The 19,287-nt window shown below is 62.2% G+C and carries 16 protein-coding genes; 10 read left to right on the top strand and 6 right to left on the bottom strand.

Annotated elements, in window-relative coordinates; all coding sequences use genetic code 11:
• The first annotated feature begins 32 nt into the window (after positions 1 to 32).
• Positions 33 to 797, top strand: coding sequence for a hypothetical protein (locus ABNP31_RS09855; RefSeq protein ID WP_350013252.1), 765 nt, complete (start codon positions 33 to 35; stop codon positions 795 to 797).
• Between the two features lie 452 nt (positions 798 to 1,249).
• Here ABNP31_RS09855 and ABNP31_RS09850 read toward each other — a convergent pair whose 3' ends face one another.
• Together ABNP31_RS09850 and ABNP31_RS09845 are read right to left on the bottom strand one after the other, a co-directional pair.
• Complete coding sequence (locus tag ABNP31_RS09850; protein WP_176240842.1) at positions 1,250 to 1,429, bottom strand: hypothetical protein; 180 nt, start codon at positions 1,427 to 1,429, stop codon at positions 1,250 to 1,252.
• A 96-nt stretch (positions 1,430 to 1,525) separates the two neighbouring features.
• Complete coding sequence (locus tag ABNP31_RS09845; RefSeq protein ID WP_167506594.1) at positions 1,526 to 1,693, bottom strand: hypothetical protein; 168 nt, start codon at positions 1,691 to 1,693, stop codon at positions 1,526 to 1,528.
• A gap of 245 nt (positions 1,694 to 1,938) precedes the next feature.
• Here ABNP31_RS09845 and ABNP31_RS09840 point away from each other — a divergent pair, with 245 nt between their 5' ends.
• The 6 genes from ABNP31_RS09840 to ABNP31_RS09815 all read left to right on the top strand — a co-directional run bounded on the left by ABNP31_RS09840 (position 1,939) and on the right by ABNP31_RS09815 (position 9,360).
• The gene (locus ABNP31_RS09840) at positions 1,939 to 4,896 is read left to right on the top strand and encodes a T6SS effector BTH_I2691 family protein (protein ID WP_350013251.1); all 2,958 of its coding nucleotides are present in this window, start codon (positions 1,939 to 1,941) and stop codon (positions 4,894 to 4,896) included.
• 258 nt (positions 4,897 to 5,154) lie between these two features.
• On the top strand, positions 5,155 to 5,955 hold the full coding sequence (locus tag ABNP31_RS09835) for a DUF6708 domain-containing protein (protein ID WP_225903889.1): 801 nt from the start codon (positions 5,155 to 5,157) through the stop codon (positions 5,953 to 5,955).
• Between the two features lie 178 nt (positions 5,956 to 6,133).
• On the top strand, positions 6,134 to 6,952 hold the full coding sequence (locus ABNP31_RS09830; protein ID WP_350013250.1) for a DUF6708 domain-containing protein: 819 nt from the start codon (positions 6,134 to 6,136) through the stop codon (positions 6,950 to 6,952).
• A gap of 104 nt (positions 6,953 to 7,056) precedes the next feature.
• Positions 7,057 to 7,857: a DUF6708 domain-containing protein gene (locus tag ABNP31_RS09825; RefSeq protein WP_350013249.1), complete on the top strand. Its 801-nt coding sequence runs from the start codon at positions 7,057 to 7,059 to the stop codon at positions 7,855 to 7,857.
• Positions 7,858 to 7,979: 122 nt separating this feature from the next.
• Entirely contained in the window at positions 7,980 to 8,615 is a 636-nt protein-coding gene (locus ABNP31_RS09820; protein ID WP_013972018.1) for a DUF1326 domain-containing protein, read from the top strand.
• Positions 8,596 to 9,360 carry a DUF2182 domain-containing protein gene (locus ABNP31_RS09815; protein ID WP_350013248.1) on the top strand — a complete coding sequence of 255 codons (765 nt, stop codon included), beginning with the start codon at positions 8,596 to 8,598 and terminating at the stop codon, positions 9,358 to 9,360. Before ABNP31_RS09820 ends, ABNP31_RS09815 begins: the two co-directional genes overlap by 20 nt.
• Before the next feature lie 58 nt (positions 9,361 to 9,418).
• Here the strand turns inward: ABNP31_RS09815 and ABNP31_RS09810 are convergent, their stop codons facing one another.
• The 3 genes from ABNP31_RS09810 to ABNP31_RS09800 form a co-directional block, all read right to left on the bottom strand.
• Positions 9,419 to 10,993, bottom strand: coding sequence for an aldehyde dehydrogenase (NADP(+)) (locus ABNP31_RS09810; RefSeq protein ID WP_350013247.1), 1,575 nt, complete (start codon positions 10,991 to 10,993; stop codon positions 9,419 to 9,421).
• 204 nt (positions 10,994 to 11,197) lie between these two features.
• Complete coding sequence (gene araD1, locus ABNP31_RS09805) at positions 11,198 to 12,187, bottom strand: AraD1 family protein (RefSeq protein WP_350013246.1); 990 nt, start codon at positions 12,185 to 12,187, stop codon at positions 11,198 to 11,200.
• A gap of 28 nt (positions 12,188 to 12,215) precedes the next feature.
• Positions 12,216 to 13,523 (bottom strand): MFS transporter, encoded by a 1,308-nt coding sequence (locus ABNP31_RS09800; protein ID WP_013972014.1) that lies wholly within the window; start codon positions 13,521 to 13,523, stop codon positions 12,216 to 12,218.
• Between the two features lie 184 nt (positions 13,524 to 13,707).
• On the opposite strand from ABNP31_RS09800, the gene ABNP31_RS09795 reads away from it, so the two are divergent.
• Both ABNP31_RS09795 and ABNP31_RS09790 read left to right on the top strand, forming a co-directional pair.
• Positions 13,708 to 15,441 (top strand): IlvD/Edd family dehydratase, encoded by a 1,734-nt coding sequence (locus ABNP31_RS09795; protein WP_350013245.1) that lies wholly within the window; start codon positions 13,708 to 13,710, stop codon positions 15,439 to 15,441.
• A gap of 604 nt (positions 15,442 to 16,045) precedes the next feature.
• Entirely contained in the window at positions 16,046 to 16,768 is a 723-nt protein-coding gene (locus ABNP31_RS09790; RefSeq protein WP_182328671.1) for a FadR/GntR family transcriptional regulator, read from the top strand.
• Between the two features lie 39 nt (positions 16,769 to 16,807).
• On the opposite strand, the gene glsB is transcribed toward ABNP31_RS09790, so the two are convergent.
• Positions 16,808 to 17,716, bottom strand: a complete 909-nt coding sequence (gene glsB, locus ABNP31_RS09785) for a glutaminase B (RefSeq protein WP_015269909.1) — start codon at positions 17,714 to 17,716, stop codon at positions 16,808 to 16,810.
• Positions 17,717 to 17,916: 200 nt separating this feature from the next.
• Here glsB and ABNP31_RS09780 point away from each other — a divergent pair, with 200 nt between their 5' ends.
• Entirely contained in the window at positions 17,917 to 18,954 is a 1,038-nt protein-coding gene (locus ABNP31_RS09780) for a GGDEF domain-containing protein (protein ID WP_350013244.1), read from the top strand.
• The last annotated feature ends 333 nt before the right edge of the window (positions 18,955 to 19,287 follow it).

The raw sequence follows: 19,287 nt of genomic DNA, 5'->3' as shown, positions 1-19,287 counted from the left end.
GCGCACCTTTCGCACATATGGATAGCCCTGCGATGACTCTGTTCTACCTCAAGCTGATCGTCACCCCTCTCCTGATGTGGGCCATCTCCCTCGCCTCGCGTCGCTGGGGCGGCCTGCTCGGCGGGTTGCTGTCCGGCCTGCCGATCACCTCGGCACTGGTAATGACCTTCCTGTGCCTGGAACAGGGCACGGCCTTCGCCCTGGGTGCGGTGCCCGGCGCGCTGGGCGGCCTGGCGGCGGTGCAGGCCACGTACACCTTCTACCTGTTCGCCACACGCAGGCTCGGCATCGGCCCGGCCGTATTGCTGGCGATACTGTTCTATGGTGTAGCGGCCTATGCGTTTACCCATGGGGGCAACCTGTACCTGTCGATTGCCGTGGCGCTGGTGCTGATTGGCGTGCTGATACGCGCCAGCGGCCGCGAGCCCAGGCCGGATGCCCTGGCCCGGCCACGACAGCGGTTTTGGGAGATCCCTCTGCGCATGGTGTCTGCCACTTCGTTGCTGATGGTCATCACAAGCCTGGCCAACTGGCTGGGCCCGGCGGCCAGCGGCATGCTGGCGCCGATCCCGGTGATCGCCTGGCCGCTGGTGGTGTTCGCCCATCTGCAGAATGGCCGTGCCGGAATGGCGGCGATGGTGCGGGGCAATGCGATCGGAGCGGTGGGGGTGATTGCGTTTTATCTGGTATTGGCAGGGCTGCTCGATGTCTGGGGTGTCGCAATTGCCATCAGCCTGGCCATGCTTTGTGCCGTGATCCTGACCGTGGGGCTGGCGGCTGCGTTGCGACGGGGGTGATACGCCGGCGCGCATGCCAGGGCTGTGTCCATTGGGGCTGCTGCGCAGCCCATCGCAGGCAAGCCAGCTCCTACAGGATCACTACAGCCTTCAAGGCAGATGCAGTACCTGTGGGAGCGGGCGTGCCCGCGAACACCGGCGCAGCCGGTGCCAGCCACCGCGCTGGATTCTTCGCGGGCATGCCCGCTCCCACAGGATCACCACAGCCTTCAAGACAGCCACAGTACCTGTGGGAGCGGGTTCACCCGCGAACACCGGCGTAGCCGGTGCCATGCACCGCGTTGGATTCTTCGCGGGCATGCCCGCTCCTACAGGATTACCACAACCTTCAAGGCAGCCGCAGTACCTGTGGGAGCGGGTTCACCCGCGAACACCGGCGCAGCCGGTGCCATGCACTGTGTCGGATTCTTCGCGGGTAAACCCGCTCCCACAGGGCCCCGCCCTATCAATGGTCACTCCCTGCGCTGATCCAGGTCTACCGCAGGCTGCTCCACGCTCTGCCTGCCGTCATCAGCCAAGCTGTCTTCCTCCTGCCAATCACCACCCTCTTCTTCGTTCATGAGCGGGTCGTCGTCAGGGTCGGGTATGGTCGGGCGGTCGGGGTCAACGGCCAGGTCAGGTGAAGTGGGCATGTCCAGGTTCGTGCCGCCTTGTGCATTCGGATCGGGGCTCATCGCTGCATACCTCGCAAGAAAAGGTGTGAACCGCATTCGTTCCGGGCAATTCCGTCAGCGAGGCTGCGGGTGCTCGGCAGAAACCGAATTGTTGGCCTGCACGTCCTCCATCTCCTCCTCGATCGGGCCTTCGTCATCCGAAGGTAGCGGGATCTCTCCGTCACCGCTGCCGGGCTGGGATTCGGTTTGCTCGAGGCCGGGGTCATTCTGATCGTTTGCCATGGAAGTTCTCCTGGGTTTGCGCATTGATCGCGCATACAGATCGGACGGAAAACGGCCAGCAGCAGTGCCTTGGGTTCGACAGGTGGCGCAAAAGGCCGGGGTACCGATCATGGCCCCATATAGAGCTAAACCATTATTCAGAGACGTTTCCTACAAGCTTTTAGGAAGCCCAATGCCTCTCTGGAAAGCGATTCCCCGTTAGTGTTCAGAGGTCGACAAGGACCTGTCCAACACGAGGATCGCTCATGACCATCAGCCAACGTATTGCCCTCGCGATCGCCGAAGCCGGGCTGCCGCACGACCAGTGCATGTTCTGCGAGCGCCAGGGCCTGCCGATCCTACCGCTGCGTCGCGCCCTGGTGCCCGATACCCGCCCCGAGTGTGTCTCCACCGTGGCGGATAACCGGCATATCTCGACAAAGATCGGCTTGCGCACCTTGCGCAGGGGCTTCCTGTATGTGCTGCTCGACCAGCAGGTCTGGCATGCCTATGCCGTCAGCGAGCAAGGTCATCTGCGCCGCTTCAACCCTTACGAGCCGCCAGATGGCCCGCCTTCGCCGCTGCCCGAAAAATGCGTGAACGCAGATCACGACATTCCTTCGGCCTTTCTCAACCTCGATACCGGCAGGTACACCAGCGCCTGGCTGGCCTTCTCCAGTGACGCCTGGCCGGTGAGCGTGCTGAACGCCTACAAGAGCGGCGCGTCGCCTGCGCATCGCTTCGAGGGCCTGGACCTGATCCAGGCCCGCAACAATCCCGAACTGCTGGGCATCGCCATGACGCCCGATAAGCTTGGGGTCGACCAGCAGGTGTTCGAGTACGCCCAGCATGGCTGTGCCCCCTTCGACAGTGCGCATGGCTTCCACAGCCGCTGGTTGCGCCGGTTCGCCCTGCGAGGGTATCTGGTCAATGCGATCAACCGGCACAAGCTGGAAAACGGCGTGCTGGCGGTGGTGCTCGACGACACTGTCGGGCTGATTCAGGAGTACAACCATCAGCGCCTGAACTGGGTACTGAAGCGTCAGGCCTGGCGTGAAGACCCGATGCGCGCCTATCAGCTGCAGACCTCGCAGATCCTGCAGATCATTCGTGCCACGCACAGGGAATGGGCGGCGCAGAAGGTGCCGTCGCTGGAACCGATGACGGGCGATGGGCCGCCGGTGTTCACCGACCCGGCTGTCGAGCGGCAGCTATTGGTCGAGCGTGCGCAGCAGGAGAGTGACGAGCGGCTTGAAGAGCGCTACCACGAACCGCAGCGGGCCGCGTTCCAGGCTGAATACGAGCAGCAGGAGCGCGAGTTTCAGCGTTACATCGACAAGGACACAAGGGCGTACGTTGCCTTGTTCGATACGCCCATGTTCAAGGTGGCCGAGGCGTACGACTACGACGGTAACGATCGTGAGTCCGGGGTGGCCTACGCCAAGACCATGGCCCTGTGCCTGGGCGGTGGCGTTACGGAAGCTGTCGTCCCCCGCCTTGAACCGCATATTCCCGCTTCCGGCACCAGCGAACTGCTCTGGTTGAAATGGCTGCAGGACCCGGACAGCCCGCCCTACCGCGCCTTGTTGATGCGGGATCGCTCTCTGCTGGCCGGGCTGCTGCCCAGTTTCTCCGCCACAGAAGCGATCAACTGGAACGACAGCGACAAGCTCTACGGCATGCTGAGCAAGATCATCGCCAGCGATGACGCCGGCCTGCGCATGCGCAATACCCTCAAGCAGGCCATTGCTGAAACGCAGGGCGCGCTCAATGCGGCCAGTCAGCGGCTGGCGCCATGTCTGTCACCTGGCATTCAGAAGGCCGTGCGGCATCTGAACAGCGCCACGCAGTTTCTCTACAACGGCGTCCACCTGATCGAGCTGGAAGTGAAGATGAAGCTGGGCGAGTACTACGCCTTGCAGAGCGCCCACCTCCGGGAGTTGCAGCACAAGGCCAACGCGTCGATCGCCGAGGCGCGGGACCGGATGCGCCGCAATATCGATGACTTCGAGTTTGGTTCGATGAAGGCCATGCGCAAGGTGCGGCCGATCATCCAGCACGGGCTGATGAGCCTGGCCGTGCTCGATCCACGGTTCACCAATTCGATGATCAGCGTGACGGTGTGGGTCGAGGGCAAGGCCGAGGAAGTGCATGGCCGGTTGTTCAAGGAGGCCAGCATGGACGTGACCCAGGCGAGCAGCGCGGCGCAGCTTGCCTTGGTGGATATCTCGGTGGCAGCGGGGACGTTGGAAACCGATGCGCGCAGGTTGTTGCAGGGGATGAAGATCACGACGCAGCAGTCGGCCCGATTGGTAAAAACCGGTTTTTCCGGGTTGCGCGGGATTGCTGGCAGTTGGGAGGTTCTGCTGGCGATAGGCGGGTTGTATCTGCAGCAGGACAGCCTGGGCAGGAATCAGGAAAAGGCGGAGACAGAGATTGGGCCGAAGGCGCATGAGGCCAAGTTGGCGTTGCAAGGATCGCAGTTGGGCCTGTTGGGAGGGCAAATCGAACTGGTTGGGCTCATTTTGAGATCAAGTGCTGGTCCACTGAATTTGGGGTGGGCAAAGGGTGTTGCAGCCAGTGGGGGGGCCTTGATAAGGCTTGGTGCTTTGGTGAGTGCGGTTGCAGGGGTCTTTGATGCGGCTCAAGCAATCAATGCGACCAGGCGAGCTGCCGCTGCGGGTGATGATGCCGCATACCAGCGACATCTAATTTCGGCCGGTTTGTATGTTCTTGGCACTGTCGCTTTCGGATTCGCAGTACTCTATCCCTTGGTTTTCGGCCCGCTGGGATTGGCGATCGCCTTCACGCTTGCTGCTTATCAACTAAGCAAACGCGCTCAGGAAAATGAATCAACTGATCTGGAGCGCTGGGTAAGGCGGTGCTGCTTTGGAAAAGCAGACGAAAAGCCGACCATTCATTGGAATGTTCCAGAACAAGCGGATATCGCTTTTGCCGAACTCAATGCTGCCACGCTAGGCGTTCAGGCGAAGTTGAATTTTGAGTCGCGCTTGGCAACTGATCCAGGGCTTCCGAAAATCGGTGGCTTGACAAGCACGGAAATAATTAAGGAACTGAAATTCTTGATCGCTTTGCCTATGTACGACGAGCGTTCTTCGGGATATCGCTGGAAATTGATTGCGCATCGTCACGATGACGGTAATCACCCTGATTACATTGGCGGGGAAACTATTGCTTCGGGCAATTTTTTTTGCGAGCTCTGAAGAATTTCTCTCGCCGTCCTCTTCATTTTCGAGCTTCGCGCCTCCACGAATACCAGACCACGACTGCAATTATTCAATTAGCGAGAAGCGAAAACCTTATTCTACTGAACTCAGCCAGTTAGAGATTTCGGGCTCGATAGCGCTCATGGCGACTATAGGAAAACACACAATTGAGGCAGCTACGCTGTTGGTCATGTACTGGCCGGATCGGAGCCTACCAAGTGGGTACATTGAGATTTGTGCCAGGGAGATTAGCGAGTGAAGCGTGATGATAAAGTTTTGTGCGAGCGCGCTTTAGGCTGGAGCCATGACCTTCCCACGGTGCATGAAGTTCCAAAGTGGCGGGAAGTGTGGACGAGTGTCAAGCCGTCGCCAAACTATTTCGATGATGTATATCTCGAGTTACCGCGGAGCAGCACCATCCTTCGAGGTGTTATATTTTTGATTGGGGTTCCGGGTTTGCTATTCGCTTTAGGAATTACGCTTTACTTATACTGGAGCCTTTTGCATGGCAGTTGGCCGCGCGACTGGCTTACAAACATATCAATAGCTCTTCTTCCGGTAGCATTATGGGCTTTGACTGCCTATGTGAGGCTTGATCTGGTTGCCCCTAGAGACGAGCCAATTCGCTTCAATCGACTACGCCAAAAAATATATATTTATGAGTTTCGATATGACCGTATCTTCATCTTCAGTCGCAAGCGATGGGGCGTCAAACCGGTCGCCTACAACTGGGACGACGTAACCGCCGAAGTCTACCGAGTCTACGCCCCCGGCCACGGTGGGCTGATCGAAAACGTCATGCTGTCGGTCCGCAACCCGGAAACCAACGAAGTCATCGACCGTGTGTTCTTCACCTATGACCTCTACAAAGGCGAAGCCTACTGGGCCATCGCCCGACTATTCATGCAGCAAGGCCCCGAAGCCCTGCCGAAGTTCGTACACCCACCCCGTGACTGGAACGATGACGATGGCCTGAGCCACATGCATTGCCTGGCACCAAAGGTTCATTGGCCGGAGGACATTGACCGTGAGTCCCGTACTGCCCCATCTGACTGAGAGGGCCGATGAACCCCAAGTCTAGAAGGTATAGGCTGCCCTGGGTTGCGGCAGCCTCACTCTTCCCGCGTGGCCACTGCCCAGTCAGGCCCTGCGGCAGGCTGCTCCCCGCTCTGCTTGCCATCATCAGCCAGGCCATCATCGTCCTACCCATCACTGTTTCCACGGAACTGAATGCATGAAAGGAAAGAGAAAGATGCTACCTACCCGAGGGGTGGGCTGGAAGTATGATCTTCCTCCGCATGATATTGCACCCGCGCAGCGCGAGGTGTGTTTGGCATCTAATTTAAAGATCAATCGGGCTGGACATATATTTATCGAGATCCCACGGTCGTCGGTCAGTGTGCGGGGGATATCTTTTTTCGGAGGCTTGATTATTTTAATTTACACCATGGTGTTTATCGTGCCAGACATCATCACTTCCCTCCTTGACGACTGGCAATCGGGAATTGAAATTACGACCATAGGCATCATGATTGTAACTCTTTCAACCTGGGCCTTTTTTCCATTGTTTCGTATAGACCTACGACTTCCTCGCGATGAACCCATACGCTTCAATAGAGCACGCCAAAAAGTCTATTTTTACGAGTACAGGTTTGATCGCCTACACCCCTTCGGCAGCAAGGGTTGGGGGGTAAAACCCGTGGCCTATGACTGGGCCGACCTAACTGCCGAGGTCTACAGGGTATACGCCCCAATGGGCTACGGCGGCCTCATTGAAAATGTAATGATATCGGTTCGTAAAACAGACACCGAGGAAGTCATCGACCGCCTGTTCCTGTGTGACGACATAGAGCAAGGCAAGCAGTATTGGGCACTGGCACGTTTGTACATGCAAAGTGGCTATGACGCTCTTCCTGACTCTCTACGCCCTTTTCAGGGTCAGAAGATTGGCAATGGTCTGAACCCTATGCAATACCTCGCCCCCAGGGTCCGATGGCCAGCGAAAATCGACTTGGAGTCTCGCAGCGCACCGACAACAGATGAAGTCGTCTAAAACCTTAGCGCGAGGTGCTGAGGGCACGGTAAGCACCCTGCTGCTACACGCTCTGCCTAGATGCCAAGTGGGTACATTGGGGTTTGTGCAAAGAAGATTAACGAGTGAAACGTGATGATGAAGTTTTGTGCGAACGTGCTTTAGGCTGGAGTCATGACCTTCCCAAGGTGGATGAAGTGCCAAAATGGCGGAGCGTATGGGCGAGTGTCAAGCCGGCACCCAATTATTTCGATGATGTATATCTCGAGTTACCACGGAGCAGCACCATCCTTCGAGGCGTCATATTTTTAGTTGGGGCTCCGGGCTTGATTTTTATTCTAGGATTGACGCTTTGCTTCTACTGGGGTCTTTTACATGACGGTTGGCAGCGCGATTGGTTAATAAACATATCAATAATTTTTCCTCCGGTCATGCTGTGGGTTTTGATTCCCTATATCAGACTTGATCTGGTTACGCCTAGAGACGAGCCAATTCGCTTCAATCGACTACGCCAAAAAATATATATTTATGAGTTTCGATATGACCGCATATTCATCTTCAGTCGTAAACGCTGGGGCGTCAAACCGGTCGCCTACAACTGGGACGATGTAACCGCCGAAGTCTACCGAGTCTACGCCCCCGGCCACGGTGGCCTGATCGAAAACGTCATGCTGTCGGTCCGCAACCCGGAAACCAACGAAGTTATCGACCGTGTGTTCTTCACCTATGACCTGTACCAAGGCGAAGCCTACTGGGCTATCGCCCGGCTATTCATGCAGCAAGGCCCAGAAGCCCTGCCAGCGTTCGTACACCCACCCCGTGACTGGAACGATGACGATGGCCTGAGCCACATGCATTGCCTGGCACCCAAGGTTCATTGGCCGGAGGATATTGACCGTGAATCCCGCACTGCCCCATCTGACTGAGAAGGCCGATGCTTTGAAGCAGTGGTTTTATACGGCCCGTGACAGATGCCGAATCTATCTAAATATGGCGGCATGATCCGGAACTAAACTAACAAGTGGCACTTGTTTGCGAGGATAGGATCATGGCCTATGTCGATTGGCGATTGCGCGGCGCAGGGGTCGACCTTTGCAACTGCGATTATGGCTGCCCCTGCCAGTTCAATGCCTTGCCCACCCATGGCACTTGCGAAGCGGCAGTGGGCTATCACATCGAGGAGGGGTACTTCGACGAGGTGTCGCTGGCCGGCTTGAATGTGGCCTGCACCTTCGCCTGGCCTGGGCCCATCCACGAGGGCGGTGGGCAATGCCAGGCCTTTATCGATGAACGCGCCAGTGATGCCCAGCGCCAGGCATTGCTGACCATTCTCAGCGGCCAGGAGCAGGAACCCACGGCCTTCTTCGCCATTTTTGCCAGCACGGTGCAGACCATGCACGCACCGCAGTTCGTGCCGGTTGAGGTGCACACCGACCGCGCCGCACTGACCGCCAGCATCCACGTGCCCGGGGTGCTGGATGGCCGGGCCGAGCCGATCCGCAACCCCGTGGACGGATCGGTGCACCGGGCCAGGCTGGTGCTGCCAGAGGGCTTCGAGTTCGGCGAGACGGACTGCGCCAGCGCCACCTTCAACTGCTCCGGGGCGGTGAAGCTGGACTATGCCGGGCGCAACGCCATGCTCTACGACCTGGATATGGGGCCAAATGGCATCATCCGCGGCTAGTCGCTGGCCAGCCCCGGGCGCGCTGCTGACCGGCGCGCTGGTGCTGATGATCAGCGCGCTGGGTTGGTGGTGGCACGTCGAGCAGGCAACGACCATGGCGGCGATGGGCGAGATGCAGATGCCACCCACCGCCTGGTGGTCGCGCCAGGGCGCGCTGACCCTGCTGATGTGGTTGGCGATGATGCAGGCAATGATGCTGCCGGCCGCCCTGCCGGTGTTCCTGCTTTACCGACGCTGCCTGCTGCGCGACAGCACCGGCCCATTCAAGCTGCTGCTGTTCTGCGCGGCCTATGCGCTGCTCTGGTGTGGCTTCGCCCTGCTGATGACCCTGCTGCAGGCCCTTGGCGAATGGCTTGGCTGGCTCGATCCCATGACCCTGCGCCTGCCACCGCTCATGGGTGCGCTACTGCTTCTGCTGGCCGGCGGCTACCAGATGAGCCAGGGCAAGGCCGCTTGCCTGGAGCATTGCCAGAGCCCGCTGTTCTTTCTTCAGCACCATGTACGCCCGGGCCTTGGCGGCGCCTGGAGGCTGGGGTTGCAGCATGGCCTGTACTGCATCGGTTGCTGCTGGGCGCTGATGCTGGTGCTGCTGGTGGTTGGCGCCATGAGCCTGTGGGGCATGGCCGCGCTGGCGATGCTGGTTCTGGCGGAGAAAGTGTTGCGGTTGGGCGCGGCCTGGCGCCGCTACAGTGGCGCCCTGCTTATCGCTGGTGGTCTGCTGCTGGCGTTCTGGCCGCATATCTGACACCCCGCCCGGGCCTACCCGGGCGGGGTCCAGCGGTACCACGCCGAAGCCCTTGGCGTCAGGCCAGCGCCTCGCGGCTGTGCTGGCCGTCGACCAGGCGTTGCAGGCCCAGCGGGTTGGCGTTTTTCAGGGCGTCGGGCAGCAGCGCATCCGGGTAGTCCTGGTAGCACACCGGCCGCAGGAAGCGGTCGATGGCCAAGGTGCCGACCGAGGTCCCACGGGCATCGGACGTGGCCGGGTATGGCCCGCCATGCACCATGGCATCGCACACTTCGACACCGGTCGGGTAACCATTGACCAGCAGGCGCCCGGCCTTGCGCTGCAGCAGCGGCACCAGAGCGGCGAAGCGCTGCAGGTCTTGCGGCTCGGCAATCAGCGTTGCCGTCAGCTGCCCGTGCAAGGCTTGCAGCGCGCGGCGCAGTTCGGCTTCGTCGGCCACCGCCACGGCCACCGTGGCCGGCCCGAACACCTCCTCCTGAAGCAACGCATCACCGTCAAGCAGCAGGCTCACATCCGCCTGGAACAGCTGCGCCTGCGCCTGGTCGCCAGCCTGGTCGGCGCCGGCCAGATGACGCACGCCCGGGTGCTGGTGCAGGCGTTGCACGCCCTGGGCATAGCTGCGCAATGTACCGACATTGAGCATGGTCTGCCCGGGCTGGTCGGCCAGCTGCGCACCAAGGGCCGCCAGGAAGTTGCTGAACGCCTCGCCGGCAATTCCGATGACCAGCCCGGGGTTGGTGCAGAACTGCCCGCAGCCCAGCACCACCGAACCGGCCAGCTCCCTGGCTACCTGCTCGCCCCTGGCCTGCAAGGCCTCAGGCAAGACCAGCACCGGGTTGATGCTGCTCATTTCGGCGAACACCGGAATCGGCTGCGGGCGCGCTGCAGCCAGCTCGCACAGCGCACGGCCGCCCTTGAGCGAACCGGTGAAGCCCACGGCCTGGATCGCCGGGTGGCGCACCAGCGCTTCGCCGACACCGGCACCGTAGATCATGTTGAACACGCCCGCGGGCATGCCGGTGGCCACCACCGCCCGCTCGATGGCCTCAGCCACCCGTTCGGCAGTAGCCATGTGGCCGCTGTGCGCCTTCACCACCACCGGGCAACCGGCGGCCAGCGCCGCGGCGGTATCCCCCCCTGCGGTGGAGAAGGCCAGCGGGAAGTTGCTGGCGCCGAACACGGCTACCGGGCCGACGCCGGTGCGGTACTGGCGCAGATCAGGGCGCGGCAGCGGCTGACGCTGGGGTTGGGCGCGGTCGATGCGCGCACCCAGGTAGTCGCCACGACGAAGCACCGAGGCGAACAGGCGCATCTGGTTGCTGGTGCGCGCGCGTTCGCCCTGGATGCGCCCGGCCGGCAGTGCGGTTTCGCGGCACACGGTGGCGACAAAGGTGTCGTCCAGCGCATCCAGCTGGTCGGCAATGGCATCGAGGAACTGCGCACGGCGCTGCGGGGCCAGGGCGTTGTATTCGGCGAAGGCCGCTTCGGCAGCCTGGGCGGCGGCGTCCACTTCTTCCGGGGTGGCTTGGGCAAAGGCCTGCGGCAAGGCTTCGCCGGTACGCGCATCGAGGCTTTGCAGGCGCACGCTGCCGGTGGCGCTGCGCTGGCCGCCAATGAAATTGCTTCCGGTCATGGTTGAATCCTGTAATGAGAAAGAAGGTTCAGATGCTCGTGTCAGGCAGTTAGCGGAAAGGGGGCTGCTGCGCAGCCCATCGCAGGCAAGCCAGCTCCCACAGGGACCGCGCAGTTCTGGGAGCTTGCGCCGTATTTGTGGGAGCGGGCGAGCCCGCGAAGGGGCGCAGAGCGGCCCCGATTCAGCAACTGGCTGGCAGCGGGCTCAAAGGCTTTTCACCACCCCGGGGCGAACCTGCCCGGGCGCGGCGGCAATGCCGTTGCGCAGCGGCTGGCCGAACGCGTCGAGGCTGACTTCGAAGGTGTCGCCCGGGCGCGCCTGGATGCCGTCGGCGAACGACAGCGTGGCGGTGCCGAAGTAATGCACGTGGATATCACCGGGGCGCAGGAACTGGGTGTACTTGAAGTGGTGGAATTCAAGGTTCTCGAAGCTGTGGCACATGTTCTGCTCGCCCGAGAGGAACGGCTTGCGCCACAGCTCCTGGCCGTCGCGCAGGATGCGGCTGGTGCCTTCCAGGTGGGCCGGCAGCGCACCCAGGCGCAGCTCTGGGCCGAAGCTGCAGGCGCGCAGTTTGGAATGGGCCAGGTACAGGTAGTTGCGCCGCTCCATCACATGGTCGGAAAACTCGTTGCCCAACGCATAGCCAAGGCGGTAAGGCGTGCCGTCGGCACCGATCAGGTACAGCCCGACCAGCTCTGGCTCCTCGCCGGCATCCTCGGCGAACGCCGGCAGCGGCAGGTCGGCGCCAGGGCGCACGACGATGCCACCGTCGCCCTTGTAGAACCACTCCGGCTGCGCGCCCTCCTCGCCTGCCGGCGGCCGACCGCCATCAAGGCCCCACTGGAACATGCGCATGCTGTCGGTCACCGCGCCTTCGGCCTGCTGCTGATGCATCTTGTCGCGGGTTGCGGCGCTGCCCAGGTGGGTCAGCCCGGTGCCGGTGACCAGGCAGTGCGCCGGGTCCGAGTGGTCCAGTGGCGGCAACACGCGGCCTTCGGCCAGCATGGCCAGGTAGTCGTGGCGCTCGCCCAGGCCGGCAGCCTGCACTTCAGCGGCCAGGTCACGGCCGGCGGCAATGGCTTGCAGGGCCAGCTCGCGGGTGCTGGCTGCGCCCTGCACCTGCAGGGCGTAATCGCCTTCCACCACGCCCACGCAGCGCTCGCCGGTGGCGGTTTCAAATTGGATCAATCGCATGTTTGTGCTCGCTTCTCGGTTGCGAAAATTAGCGGGAGGCTTCGGCTGCCCGCGAGGAAGCCAGGCGCTGGCGGCGCTCCAGGCGGTTGTAGACAACCCCGGTGAGCAACAGCCCGAACAGCATCACCACGGCCAGGAAATACAGCCCCGACGAAAGTTGCCCGGTGTGCTCCTTGAGCGCGCCGATACCGAACGGGCCCAGGTAGCCGCCGAGGTTGCCGATCGAGTTGATCAAGGCGATGCCGGCTGCAGCGCTGGCCCCGGAGAAGAACCGGCCCGGCAAGGTCCAGAAGATGGCGGTGCAGGAGAACAACGCGAATGCCACCAGGCACAGCGCTGCCAGCTGCATGACCGGCACGCTAAGCCAGGCACTGAAGAACAGGCCGATCGCACCCAGGGCATACAGCAGGCCGAGGTGGCCATAGCGGTCGTTCAGGCGGTCGGAGCTGCGCGGCACGATCAGCAGGCCGATGATGCCGAACAGGTAAGGCACGGCCGAAACGAAACCGGTGACCAGGTCACTGCCGCCAAACTGGTGGATCAGCGTGGGCAGCCAAAGACCCAGGCCGTAAATGCTCAGGGTCACCGGCAGGTAGAACAGCGCCAGCAACAGCACCCGGCTGTCCTTCAGGGCATGCAACGGATTGCCATGGCGGGTCTGGCCGAACTCGCGCAGGTCGTTGGCCAGCTGTTCCTGCAGCCAGCTGCGCTGTTCGTCGCTGAGCCAGCGCACCTTGGCCGGGCTGTCCGGCAGCAGGCGCAGGGTCGGCCAGGCCAGCAGCACCGCGGGGGTACCGATGCAGATGAACAGCCATTGCCAGCCATGCAGGCCGTAGATGCCATCGAGCCCCAGCAGCGCGCCCGAGAGCGGCCCGGTGATCAGCATCGCCAGCGGCTGGGAGAGGATGAAGAAGCCGAGGATCTTGCCGCGATGGCGCACCGGGTACCACTGGGTGATGTAGTACAGCACGCCCGGGAAGAAGCCCGCCTCGGCCGCCCCCAGCAGAAAGCGCATCACGTAGAAACCGTTGGGCCCGGTAACGAAGGCCATGCCGACGGTGATCGCGCCCCAGGTGACCAGGATGCGGGCGAACCAGCGGCGCGCGCCAAAGCGGTCGAGCAACAGGTTGCTCGGCACCTCGAACAGGAAGTAACCAATGAAGAAGAGCCCGGCACCAAGGCCGTAGGCCGCGTCACCCAGGCCGATGTCGGCGCCCATGTGCAGCTTGGCGAAGCCCACCGCGGAACGGTCGACATAGGCCACCAGGTAAAGCAGTACCAGAAAAGGGATGAGTTTCAGTGTGATCAGGCGGACTAACCGCTGCTCCTGAATCATGGCGATGTCTCCAATTGTTCTTGTAATGGGTACAGCACCTGGCCGGGGACTTTTTGGCAGACCTCTGACCTGGGTGAATGATCTTATAGTATTACTAATTGAGCCAACAAGCCTTCACAGAGACCATTTTTATTAGTACAGTCGATCGCACAACGAAAAATAGTAATACTAATTAGGTGTTCCCATGTCTGATAACAAACGCCCACTGCGCTCCGCCCAATGGTTCGGCACCGCCGACAAGAACGGTTTCATGTACCGCAGCTGGATGAAGAACCAGGGTATTCCGGACCACGAATTCCAGGGCAAGCCGATCATCGGCATCTGCAACACCTGGTCGGAGCTGACCCCGTGCAATGCGCACTTCCGCAAGATTGCCGAACACGTCAAGAAGGGCGTGCTGGAGGCTGGCGGCTTCCCGGTGGAGTTCCCGGTGTTCTCCAGTGGCGAGTCCAACCTGCGCCCCACGGCCATGCTCACCCGCAACCTGGCGAGCATGGATGTGGAGGAAGCGATCCGTGGCAACCCGGTGGACGCCGTGGTGCTGCTGACCGGCTGCGACAAGACCACCCCGGCGCTGCTGATGGGCGCGGCGAGCTGTGACGTGCCGGCGATCGTGGTTACCGGCGGGCCGATGCTGAACGGCAAGCACAAAGGCAAGGACATTGGCGCCGGCACCATCGTCTGGCAGATGCACGAGGCCTACAAGGCCGGCCAGATCGACCTCAACGAGTTCCTCTCGGCCGAGGCCGGCATGTCGCGCTCGGCAGGCACCTGCAACACCATGGGCACCGCCTCGACCATGGCCTGCATGGCCGAAGCGCTGGGCACCTCGCTGCCGCACAACGCCGCCATCCCGGCGGTGGATGCACGCCGTTACGTGCTGGCCCACCTGTCGGGCATGCGCATTGTCGACATGGTGCGCGAAGACCTGCGCCTGTCGAAAATCCTCACCCGCGAAGCCTTCGAGAACGCCATCCGCGTCAACGCCGCCATCGGTGGCTCGACCAACGCGGTGATTCACCTGAAGGCCATTGCCGGACGCATCGGCGTGGACCTGCAGCTGGAAGACTGGACCCGCATCGGCCGCGGTACGCCAACCCTGGTCGACCTGCAGCCTTCGGGCCGTTTTCTGATGGAAGAGTTCTACTACGCCGGCGGCCTGCCTGCGGTCATCCGCCGCCTGGGCGAACACGGTCTGCTGCCCAACCCTGCCGCGCTGACGGCCAACGGCAAGAGCCTGTGGGACAACTGCCAGGCCGCACCGCTGTATGACGAAGAGGTGATCCGCCCGATCGACAAGCCGCTGGTGGCCGACGGCGGCATCTGCATCCTGCGCGGCAACCTGGCGCCCAAGGGCGCCGTGCTCAAGCCCTCGGCCGCCACCCCGGCGCTGATGCAGCATCGTGGCCGCGCCGTGGTGTTCGAGAACTTCGACGACTACAAGGCACGCATCAACGACCCCGAGCTGGACGTGGATGCCAGTTCCGTGCTGGTGATGAAGCACTGCGGGCCCAAGGGCTACCCGGGCATGGCCGAGGTCGGCAACATGGGCCTGCCGGCCAAGCTGCTGGCCCAGGGCGTGACCGACATGGTGCGTATTTCCGATGCCCGCATGAGCGGCACCGCCTACGGCACCGTGGTGCTGCACGTGGCGCCGGAAGCTGCAGCTGGCGGGCCGTTGGCTGCCGTGCGCGAAGGCGACTGGATCGAGCTGGATTGCAGGGAAGGCCGGCTGCACCTGGACATTTCCGACGAGGAACTGGCCGGCCGCCTGGCCGACCTGCAAGCCCCGCCGCAGTTGATCAGCGGTGGTTACGCCAGGCTGTACCTGGACCACGTCATGCAGGCCGATGAGGGTTGCGACTTCGACTTCCTGGTCGGATGCCGCGGGGCGGCGGTGCCCAAGCACTCGCACTAAGGCCTGAAGCCTGTCGTTTAGCGTCATCGGGGCTGCTGCGCAGCCCATCGCCAGCAAAGCCGGTGCCATCCTCCGCGTCGCCTGCTTCGCGGGCGCGCCCGCTCCCACAGGTCCGGCGCAGGCTTCGGGCTCGCGCTGTACCTGTAGGAGCGGCTTCAGCCGCGAACACCGGCGTAGCCGGTGCCATCCACCGCGTCGCCTGCTTCGCGGGTGAACCCGCTCCCACAGGGACGGCGCAGGCTTCAGGCTCACGCGGTACCTGTGGGAGCGGCCGTGGCCGCGAACACCGGCGCAGCCGGTGCCATCCACCGCGTCGCCTGCTTCGCGGGCGCGCCCGCTCCCACAGGGACGCCGCAGGCTTCGGGCTCGCGCTGTACCTGTAGGAGCGGCTTCAGCCGCGAACACCGGCGCAGCCGGTGCCATCCACCGCGTCGCCTGCTTCGCGGGTGAACCCGCTCCCACAGGGACGGCGCAGGCTTCAGGCTCACGCGGTACCTGTGGGAGCGGCCGTGGCCGCGAACACCGGCGCAGCCGGTGCCATGCACCGCGTCGACGCGCTAATGCTATGATGCTGCCCCCGCCCGAAGGATCCGCCCCGCCCCACATGAACTACCGCCAACCCACCACGCGCAAGAGCATGCACGCCACCCTGGTCCAGGACCTTGGCGTACAGATCGTATCCGGCCAACTCGCACCCGGGCAAAAGCTGCCTTCCGAGGCCAGCCTGTGCGAAGCCTACGCGATCAGCCGGCCGGTGTTCCGCGAGGCGATGCGCGCCCTTACCGCCAAGGGCCTGATCGAGGCCCGCCCGCGGGTGGGTACCCTGGTTCGGCCCCGCCATGACTGGCACATGCTCGACCCGGACGTGCTGCACTGGCTGATGCAGGCCACGCCACAGCAGGAATTCTTCAACATGCTGAGCAGCGTACGCTGGGTCATCGAACCCGCCGCCGCCGCACTGGCCGCCACCAACGCCAGCGCCAACGACGTCGATTCGATCGCCGAGGCCTACCAACGCATGGAAGCCGCCCGCAACCATGAAGAGCGCCTGCAACCGGACCTGGACTTCCACGCCCGTATCGCCGACGCCACCCACAACGACCTGCTGGCCTACCTGTGCAACATGCTGTCGATGGCGCTGCGCGAGTCGGTGCGCTACTCCAACCAGCGGGCGAATTTCGACGAACTCGCCCTACCCCGCCACAAGGCGATTCTGACCGCTATCCAGAACGGTGACGCGCTGGGCGCGCGGCATGCTTCACTGGTACAGCTTGAAGATGCCCGCGTGGCCCTTGCCAAGGTACTGGGGCAAGACCCGACGAGCTGAGGTATCGACCGGGCCTACCTCAGCCACCGGGCCCGCCGATCAGAACACCGACCAGCCGATCCGCGAACTGAGCAGTTCGAGCGCCGCCATCCCGGCCAGGGAGTTACCCGCCGCATTCAATTCCGGCGACCACACGCACACGGTGAATTGCCCCGGCACGATCGCCACAATGCCACCCCCTACACCACTCTTGCCCGGCAATCCCACCCGATAGGCGAAATTCCCTGCTTCGTCATACAACCCGCTGGTGGCCATGATCGAGTTCACCTGCTGGGTCTGGCGCCGGGTCAGAATCTGCTCACCGCTGTGCTTGCAGAACCCATCATTGGCCAGGAAACAGAACGCCCGGGCCAGGTCCAGGCAATTCATCTGCAGCGCGCAATAGCTGAAATAGCTGCGCAGTACCGTCTCCACCTCGTTATGGAAGTTGCCGAACGACTGCATCAGGTAAGCCATGGCCGCGTTGCGCGCGCGGAACTGATACTCCGAGTCGGCAACGCGGGCATCGATCGCGATATGGGGATTGCCCGATAGCCGCCGCACGAAGTCGCGCATCGACAACGTGGGTGCAGCGAAGCGCGACTGGTTGATATCGCAGATCACCAACGCCCCCGCATTGATAAAAGGATTACGCGGCCGACCACGCTCGAACTCCAGCTGCACCAGCGAGTTGAACGGCTGGCCGGAAGGCTCATGGCCAAGCCGCTGCCAAATGGCTTCCCCGGAGTGCCCAATCGCCTGCACAAGGCTGAACACCTTGGAAATACTCTGCACCGAGAACGGCACCAGCGCGTCGCCTGCACAGTAATAGCTGCCATCGTTGCCATAGACCGCGATGCCCAACTGGTTCGCCGGCACATCGGCCAGCGCGGGAATGTAGTCAGCCACTTTGCCCTTGCCGATCAAGGGACGTACTTCTTCGAGAATCTCGTTCAACAGCGTTTGCATGGAAGGCCCTGTATCAGTCCCCAGACGACGGCTAAGGGGTAGCATCCTTGACGAAGATCGAGCGAAAGAAATCACACTCCCGGCAAGAAATTGTCGGCCGACCGTGCACCACGCCATGGCCTATGCTGTGCTTGTTTCGACGGGATACAGACCGCGCACCCGCCAGGTAACCAAGCCAACCAAGGAACGGAGGACCCACAATGCCAGCTTGCCCCTTGCCCGCTGACGAAGCGCTGCGCCAGCGCACGCTCGACGACATGAACCTGGTCGACACGCCAGCCGAGCATTACCTGGATACCCTGGTGCGGCTCACCCAGGACCTGGCCCATGTGGACACTGTGCTTATCAGCCTGATCGACCAGGACCGACAGTGGTTCAAGGCCCGCATAGGCCTTGAGGCAAGCGAGACGACGCGCAGTGTTTCGTTCTGCGGCTACGCCATTCTCGGCGAGGACACCCTGACGGTGCCCGACGCCCTGTGCGACGAACGCTTCGTCGACAACCCGCTCGTGCTGAACGCGCCCTACATCCGCTTTTACGCCGGCCACCCCTTGCGCGCCGGCAACGGTAAAGCCATCGGTACGCTGTGCATGTTCGACCCGCGCCCGCGCGTGCTCAGCGAGGCTCAGCAAGCGAACTTCAGGGACCTGGCTACGCTCGCCGAGGGGTATCTGCAGCTGCGTACCTTGGCCCAGGTGAACCGCGATCTGCGGCTTGAAATGGATCGCGAACAACGCAAAGCCCTGCTCGACCCTTTGACACAACTGTGGAACCGCGGCGCGTTGTCGGCGTTTGAAGCGCATGAACGGCGATTGGCCGAGGTGAACGGCTTACAGCTGGGTGCGGTTTATGCCGACCTGGACCACTTCAAGTCCATCAACGACAAGTACGGCCATGGCGGTGGTGACAAGGTGCTTTGCGAAACGGCCCGTCGCCTGCGCGCGGCACTGCGCCCTGATGATTTGGTGGTGCGGCATGGGGGTGAGGAGTTTGTTGCAATTTTGCAGGTGAAGGACAGCGAAGAGCTGACCCGGATTGCTGAGCGGATTCGCGAACAGGTGGGTGCCAACCCGATGCAGTTGCCCTGTGGTCAGTTGAACGTAACCCTGAGCATCGGGTGCACCCTGTTTGCCAAGGGAGAAACGCTGGATGACGCACTGGAACGCGCTGACAAAGGGCTTTATGACGCCAAACAGAATGGACGAAACCGGGTTGTGTATGTGGCGCCGCCTTTCTGAGGGGGCATGGTGCGGGCAGTACGGCATTTCTCCTTGCAATTCGACCCGGTGATGCTGGTTCGCTCAAACGTTTTGGCCAACTCTCTCGGTCGGGCATCAGCCTTGGCAAAAAAGTTGGCGCATAAACTATCCCCACCCAGCCGTTGGCTTTGGCAGTTTCAACCAAGTACGAGGTTGATCTGGAGGCCAACCGCGCTCGATCCACCCGCGCGCCCCCAATGCCGACGGCGAGAAATGAGGGGGCATGAAAAGTCCGCTTAATAGACCCAAGATGGTGTCCACCTAAATCAGATGGCCACCATAGCCTTCTGCGGAGGATTTGGGAGGTCCCTC

It is taken from the genome of Pseudomonas asiatica, assembly GCF_040214835.1.
Taxonomy (GTDB): Bacteria; Pseudomonadota; Gammaproteobacteria; order Pseudomonadales; family Pseudomonadaceae; genus Aquipseudomonas; species Aquipseudomonas putida_Z.
The sequence above is the reverse complement of the archived record's forward strand: the minus strand, read 5'-3'. Positions and strand labels throughout refer to the sequence as shown.